The organism is Methanomethylovorans sp., from assembly GCF_050177135.1.
In the GTDB taxonomy this organism is placed as follows: Archaea; Halobacteriota; Methanosarcinia; order Methanosarcinales; family Methanosarcinaceae; genus Methanomethylovorans.
The window spans coordinates 1-5,807 of record NZ_JBFXHJ010000137.1 but is presented as its reverse complement, the minus strand read 5'-3'; the positions used below and the strand labels follow the sequence as shown (position 1 = coordinate 5,807).

7 protein-coding genes are annotated in these 5,807 nt (G+C 43.3%); 5 read left to right on the top strand and 2 right to left on the bottom strand.

All coding sequences use genetic code 11. The annotated features are described in order from the left end of the window. From AB7U21_RS09840 to AB7U21_RS09825, 4 genes are all read left to right on the top strand, one after another. A partial coding sequence (locus AB7U21_RS09840; RefSeq protein ID WP_428388685.1) for a geranylgeranylglyceryl/heptaprenylglyceryl phosphate synthase occupies positions 1-432 on the top strand: 432 nt, incomplete at its 5' end. A 59-nt stretch (positions 433-491) separates the two neighbouring features. Continuing rightward, on the top strand, positions 492-2,216 hold the full coding sequence (locus AB7U21_RS09835; protein WP_428388683.1) for an ATP-binding cassette domain-containing protein: 1,725 nt from the start codon (positions 492-494) through the stop codon (positions 2,214-2,216). A gap of 124 nt (positions 2,217-2,340) precedes the next feature. Continuing rightward, positions 2,341-2,697, top strand: coding sequence for a hypothetical protein (locus AB7U21_RS09830; RefSeq protein ID WP_333788195.1), 357 nt, complete (start codon positions 2,341-2,343; stop codon positions 2,695-2,697). Between the two features lie 45 nt (positions 2,698-2,742). Beyond that, positions 2,743-3,348, top strand: coding sequence for a hypothetical protein (locus AB7U21_RS09825; protein ID WP_333788194.1), 606 nt, complete (start codon positions 2,743-2,745; stop codon positions 3,346-3,348). Positions 3,349-3,407: 59 nt separating this feature from the next. Here AB7U21_RS09825 and AB7U21_RS09820 read toward each other — a convergent pair whose 3' ends face one another. Beyond that, positions 3,408-3,683 (bottom strand): DUF3303 domain-containing protein, encoded by a 276-nt coding sequence (locus tag AB7U21_RS09820; RefSeq protein WP_333788193.1) that lies wholly within the window; start codon positions 3,681-3,683, stop codon positions 3,408-3,410. Between the two features lie 300 nt (positions 3,684-3,983). On the opposite strand from AB7U21_RS09820, the gene AB7U21_RS09815 reads away from it, so the two are divergent. After that, positions 3,984-4,964, top strand: a complete 981-nt coding sequence (locus AB7U21_RS09815) for a DUF128 domain-containing protein (protein WP_333788192.1) — start codon at positions 3,984-3,986, stop codon at positions 4,962-4,964. Positions 4,965-4,968: 4 nt separating this feature from the next. On the opposite strand, the gene AB7U21_RS09810 is transcribed toward AB7U21_RS09815, so the two are convergent. Continuing rightward, positions 4,969-5,807, bottom strand: an 839-nt coding sequence (locus tag AB7U21_RS09810; protein WP_428388680.1) for a DNA-methyltransferase, incomplete at its 5' end; no start/stop codon positions are given.

Here is a 5,807-nt window from a genome sequence, read left to right as displayed (position 1 = left end):
TATATTACAAGCAACCAGGCTATGGGTGCCCCGCTTGTGTATAAAAGCGGCATTGAAGCCATCTCCATGGCATATATAATCATCGAACCCGGAGGCACAGTTGGATGGGTAGGCGATGCAAAGCTCATTCCGAAGAACAAGCCCGAAATAGCTGTTGCCTATTCACTTGCAGGTAAATACCTGGGCATGCATTATACATATCTGGAAACTGGATCCGGTGCGGATGGTCCGGCAACCCCGGAGATGATCGCTGCTGTCAAGCATGCGCTGGGGAACAACATGCTTATAGTAGGCGGTGGCATAAGAGACGCAGAAACAGCACGTAAATGCGCACAGGCTGGTGCTGATATGATCGTTACAGGTACGGTCGTGGAAGAGACTTCCGATGTTACTGGCAAGATCCGAGAACTTGTATCTGCCATCAAAAAATAATACAATATCCATCTTTCCTTTTTTATGGCTTCTGGAACCACGTATGGAGATGATATCTTATGCTTAAGGTAGAAGGTCTTGCGAAGGACTATAATGTACTGAATGAACGGAAGAGAGTACTCGAAGGGATCAGTTTTACCGCGAATGATGGGGAAATACTGGGCATAACAGGGAAAAGCGGGAGCGGTAAGAGTACACTCCTGCGAATACTCCGGGGTGTGGAGAGTTTTGATGAAGGGGTCATCGAGCTTGAAGGAAAACAGTTCTTTCCGGATTCGGATAAAGATGATATGAAGGATCTTATACAGAACACTGCAATTCATCTGCAGCGTAATTTCGGGCTATGGAACGGACCTGCCATAGAGAACATCATCCGCAGGATCAATTCCAGACGAGAGGGCCATGAAGGATTACCTGAGAGCGATTCACCATTTTACGATGAGATATACGAAGAGTCTATGGAATACCTTAAGGTTGTAGGCCTTGAGCACAAAGCACTGCATGTGACAAGCGCTCTTAGCGGTGGAGAGAAGCAGAGACTTATCCTCGCACGCCAGCTAGCTGCAAAACCAAAACTATTACTGCTTGATGAACCCGTGACCATGACAGGGCCGGGCACAAAACAGGAAGTCCTGGACGTTATAAAGAAAGTGAAGAAGGAGCTCAACATCCCTATAATAGTAGTGTCCCATCTGCCGGAACTGCATATGTATATCACTGACCGGCTCATATACCTGGAAGATGGTCATATAATAGAGGAAGGAAAGACAGAAGCAGTACTGAAACATTTCCTCAAGGACATGCAGCCACAGGTAGAGATCACTCAGCTAGAGAAAAAGGAAACGGTTATCAAAATAAAAGATATCAACAAGCGTCTGGCACTTATAAGGGTAGGAGAAGTGCTGAACTTCAAAGGCCTGTCACTTGACATCCACAGAGGAGAGATCGTATCCTTTATAGGACAATCTGGAGCAGGGAAAACTACCCTGCTTAAGATGATCGAAGGGCTTACATCACCCACTTCCGGTGAGATACTGTACCTGCATGATGGAGAATGGCTGGATATCACACATTTCAATTCCAGAAGGATGGAACTGAGAAAAAAGATAAGCATAATGCATCAGGAGTTCACTCTTTCCCCGCATTCGACCATAGGTCAGCAGATCGGGTTCAGAATGCAGATAAAAGGGCCTGGGTCCCTGGAATACGCGCGTGAAAAAGCAAAAGAGCTGAAAGTGTCCGAAGAAGTACTGGATATACTTTATGCATTGCCTGATATGGAAGAGGAAGAGAAGGACAAGATCATGCGGCAGATGCAAATAGCACCTGAGATCTACGGTAAACTTTTCCCTAAGGTAACCTTTGAAGATGTGAAGGAACACGCAACACAAATTTTTGAAGCTCTTGACCTGCCTCTGGACATACTTTACAAAAAACCTTACCAGATAAGCGGCGGAGAACATGTAAGGGCCTACATAGCTCTTGCACTTACCACACGTCCGGAAATACTCATGCTCGATGAACCATTCGGTGACCTGGATCCGGTAACATTAAGGGATGTTACAAATGCCCTCAAAAGAATAAACAAAGAATTTGGCACCACGATCATCATTGTAAGCCATCACATGGATTTTGTGAAAGAAGTATCTCACAGAGCAGTTCTGATAGATGATGCAAAAGTGGTAAATGATGGTGATCCGCTGGAAGTATCAAACCAGCTTATAGAAATGAGCCATGCCAGTTACCTGGAAAGAACAATGGAATCCCTTATTGCCGAAAAATGATACTTCTCTAGATCACAATGCTCTTTTTATTTTTTTGTTTCCGTAAGCGATGACTACGCTCATCCATATATTGTACAAAGATATTTATTTTATCAGAATACAACTCTTAATGAGGTGAAATAGTATGAAAGATACTCTGAAAAAAGTGGGACTTTTTGGAATTGGCCTATGGGCCCTTACAGAAGATAAGATCAACGAGCTTTCAAAGGAACTTATAGAAAGTGGGGAGATGAACAAGGAAGAAGGTAAAAAGTTCGTCAAAGAGGTTCTCGAAGAACAGAAAAAACAGAAAGAAGATATTGAAAAGAAGATCAATTCAAAGGTCCAGGAAACTTTCAAGCGTGCTGAAGTCGTGAAGAAGGACGATCTGAAAGTTCTAAAAGACCAGATCCAACAACTGCAGGATAAACTTGATGAGCTGATCGGCGAGAAAAAAGCAAAGGCTAAAGAAGAAGAGACTAAAAAGGAACAGGAAGAATAGATCTTCCTTGTGTCCTCATCTTTTAGGAGTATGGGTGGGGGAATCGTGAGCAATAATAAAACACAGAGCTTTTTCCTTAATTTGCTGAAAGCTATAAATCGTCTAAGATACCGTGATCTGAACATCAGTTCGAACAATGTAACTGTGAATTGGGAACATATACCACAGTTACCCCGGGTCGGTGATACCCTTACTATTACAGGTAGCACCACCCCTGAAGCCAAGGTAAGGGTTAAGGTATCTTTTGAAAAGAAGGTTCCCGTCACAGATGGGAAGTACGAGTACAACATGGACAAAGTAGAGATACCTGATGGTCCAAATCATTTTACCATAAAGGCCCGTAAAGCCAAGGACCTCAATTTCAGCGTGAAGATGTTCATTACCTTCACAAGGACATTTGAAGCTAACAGTGATGAAGCCATTTACTCAGAAGAGAACGTGCCTTCAGGGAACTACGATATTTCGATCCACGGCCAGGCAAAGGAAGGAGAGAAAGAAGTAACCATCTACCTTGAAGCTGTGGAGGTCATAGATACGGACAATGAAGGAAAGTTCACATATAATTACAATACTGCGGCTTTGCCTCCCGGCGATTTCACTGTGCTTGTGGGAGATTCAGACAGAACTATAAGTCTTTCTGCGGCTATCTAGTACGGTATGCATTGAAAAAGAGAAAAGCTTGTCAGCCTTTAAGGCCGACCAATTATTTTTTAGAACTTTAGTCCTCGTTCTGTCATGTGTTTTATGAACTCGGTTGCCTCCATGACCGGCACACTGTCGATAGTACAGACATCCGACCACGGCAGGTTGAAAGCTGCGTATGCCTCTGAACTTTCAGCCTCATAGAGAATGAAGAATCTGCCGCCTGTAAGGTCCAGCCACTGATTGATAACATGAATACCCGCCGGTGGCCTGAGTTCCTTGAAGTGCTTCAGGATATCTGCTCTGTGTTCCGGTGCCCACATACTTATGTCCATAAATAACATTTCTATAACACTCCTTTATATTCGATAGGATGGGGCTTTTTACCCACTACTCCCAATTAGGAATTGAATCGCATAGAATATGAAACTTTCTACTATCAGAATAAAGTAACCGAGTTTTATGCAAGGAACTAAGGTAGAAAGAAACATATAAAAGCAGATATTCTAAGAATATGCAACATGAACAGATAGTTATGCTCCAACACATGATAGAAATTCATACATAATCTTTTTAGACATGACAGATATATTCCATTGGTCCCCAACTTAACCAGTGAAAAGAACCAAAGACAGGAGTAATATATGACAGACCCCAATGTCCAAAGGAAACTTATTGAGATAATGCGGATAATCAGCAAAAGCGATAAACCACTGGGAGCCCGCCTCATTGCAGATGAACTGCAGAACAGAGGATATGCCATTGGGGAAAGAGCAGTACGCTATCATCTGCGCATACTGGATGAACGGGGATTCACCAAAAAACATGGATATATTGGGCGCACGATAACAGACCTGGGACAGAAAGAGCTCAACGATGCGCTTATAAGTGACAGGCTGGACCTGGTGATCACCAGGATAGAAGAACTGGTGTACAAGACCACATACGACATCCGGGAAAAGAAAGGGAATGTCATAGTGAATGTATCCGTTATTGACAAAAGGGATTATGAAAAGGCAATGGATGTGCTGAAATATGCGATCGATGCTGGCATATCCATAAGCCCCAGGATCAGAGTGGTGGACGAGGACTCTGAAGAGGATGACATCTTCGTGCCGGACGGTAAATTTGCAATAGCCAACGTCTGCAGTATCACCTATGATGGTATCCTTTTGAAGAATGGGATTCCCTCCACTCCCCTGTATGGTGGCCTTATGCAGATGGAAGCTCGTAAGCCGGTGAGTTTTGTGGATATCATAGGCTACAGTGGGACATCGATAGATCCAATCAAAATATTCATTAACAGACGTTCCACTTCAGTGCTCGATTATATCGAAAGTGGTACTGGAAAGCTTCTGGCTAACCTGCGACATATACCGGGCTCTGCAAGGGAAAGGGCACAGGAGGTTATGGAGCTTGCAAAAGAATCCGATATCGGTGGATATCTGGCTATCGGTGAGACAGGAGAAGATGTATTCAGCGTGCCTTTGGAAAAAGGGAAAGCAGGCATACCTGTGATCGTGGGGAGCAATGCTATCGCAGCTATTGCAGAAGCAGGCATACCTGTCAAAGCATACCCTGTTTCCAGTATCATGGACTATAATATAATGAAAAGACTGGAATGAGAGATCATGCTCTCCTGTTTTTCTTAACAATGTTCATCATGGAGAAATAACCCCTGCCAAACTCCATGGAAAGGAGCTGATAAGCTTTTTTGTCAGTGAGCCCTGCGCTCTTGATGGCATTATAGCGTTCAAGGACCTTACTTGCTTCCCCTTCCGTCCAGCGTTTCCTCTGGTTATGATGCGGATTTCCCCCATTAGAAGACAGTTCTTTGAGCATATAACCACGTTCTATATTGTGCATTTGTTCCAGCTGGTAATCATACACATCACTATTCATCTCAAATCCTGTGGAATATCTGTTGAGGGACCTGGCAATCTTTGCAGTGGAAAAACTGCCCAGGAAAAGATCACAGACAAGATCGCCTTCATTGGATGAGTACAGGATCATCTTCTTTAACAGTTCTGCAGGGAGGGTGTTCTTATTCCTTAACCTGCCTTTCTTGAAATCCCTGTTGATCACCCATACATCTTCCAGGTCATTATAAAGCATAGAACTGTTATCATCATTCTTTTCAGATGTTCCAAATCTACAGAAGGTATTAAATTTCACCCGTTTTGCACCTGATTTTTTACAGTAGAGAATATGATAATGGGATGTCACGAACTTGTGCCTTGTACTCACACCGAAATTATACTTCCATATAATATGATTGATGATCTCAAAATCATTTTTTTCAAGAGCAAGCAGTATATCCAGAAGATTGCTCCATCCTGAGACCACATACATGGAACCAGTATCCTTGAGCACTCTGTGGGCCTCATGCAGCCAGTTTATGGAAAAATCACGGTATTCTTCCTGATCCACCTCAACATATCCTTCGAACACATGCTCTTCTTTCCGAT

Excerpts from the sequence above, each read along its gene's own strand:
- AB7U21_RS09835 (WP_428388683.1), top strand. The coding sequence starts at position 492 with ATGCTTAAGGTAGAAGGTCTTGCGAAGGACTATAATGTACTGAATGAA.
- AB7U21_RS09830 (WP_333788195.1), top strand. The coding sequence starts at position 2,341 with ATGAAAGATACTCTGAAAAAAGTGGGACTTTTTGGAATTGGCCTATGG.
- AB7U21_RS09820 (WP_333788193.1), bottom strand. The coding sequence starts at position 3,683 with ATGTTATTTATGGACATAAGTATGTGGGCACCGGAACACAGAGCAGAT.
- AB7U21_RS09815 (WP_333788192.1), top strand. The coding sequence starts at position 3,984 with ATGACAGACCCCAATGTCCAAAGGAAACTTATTGAGATAATGCGGATA.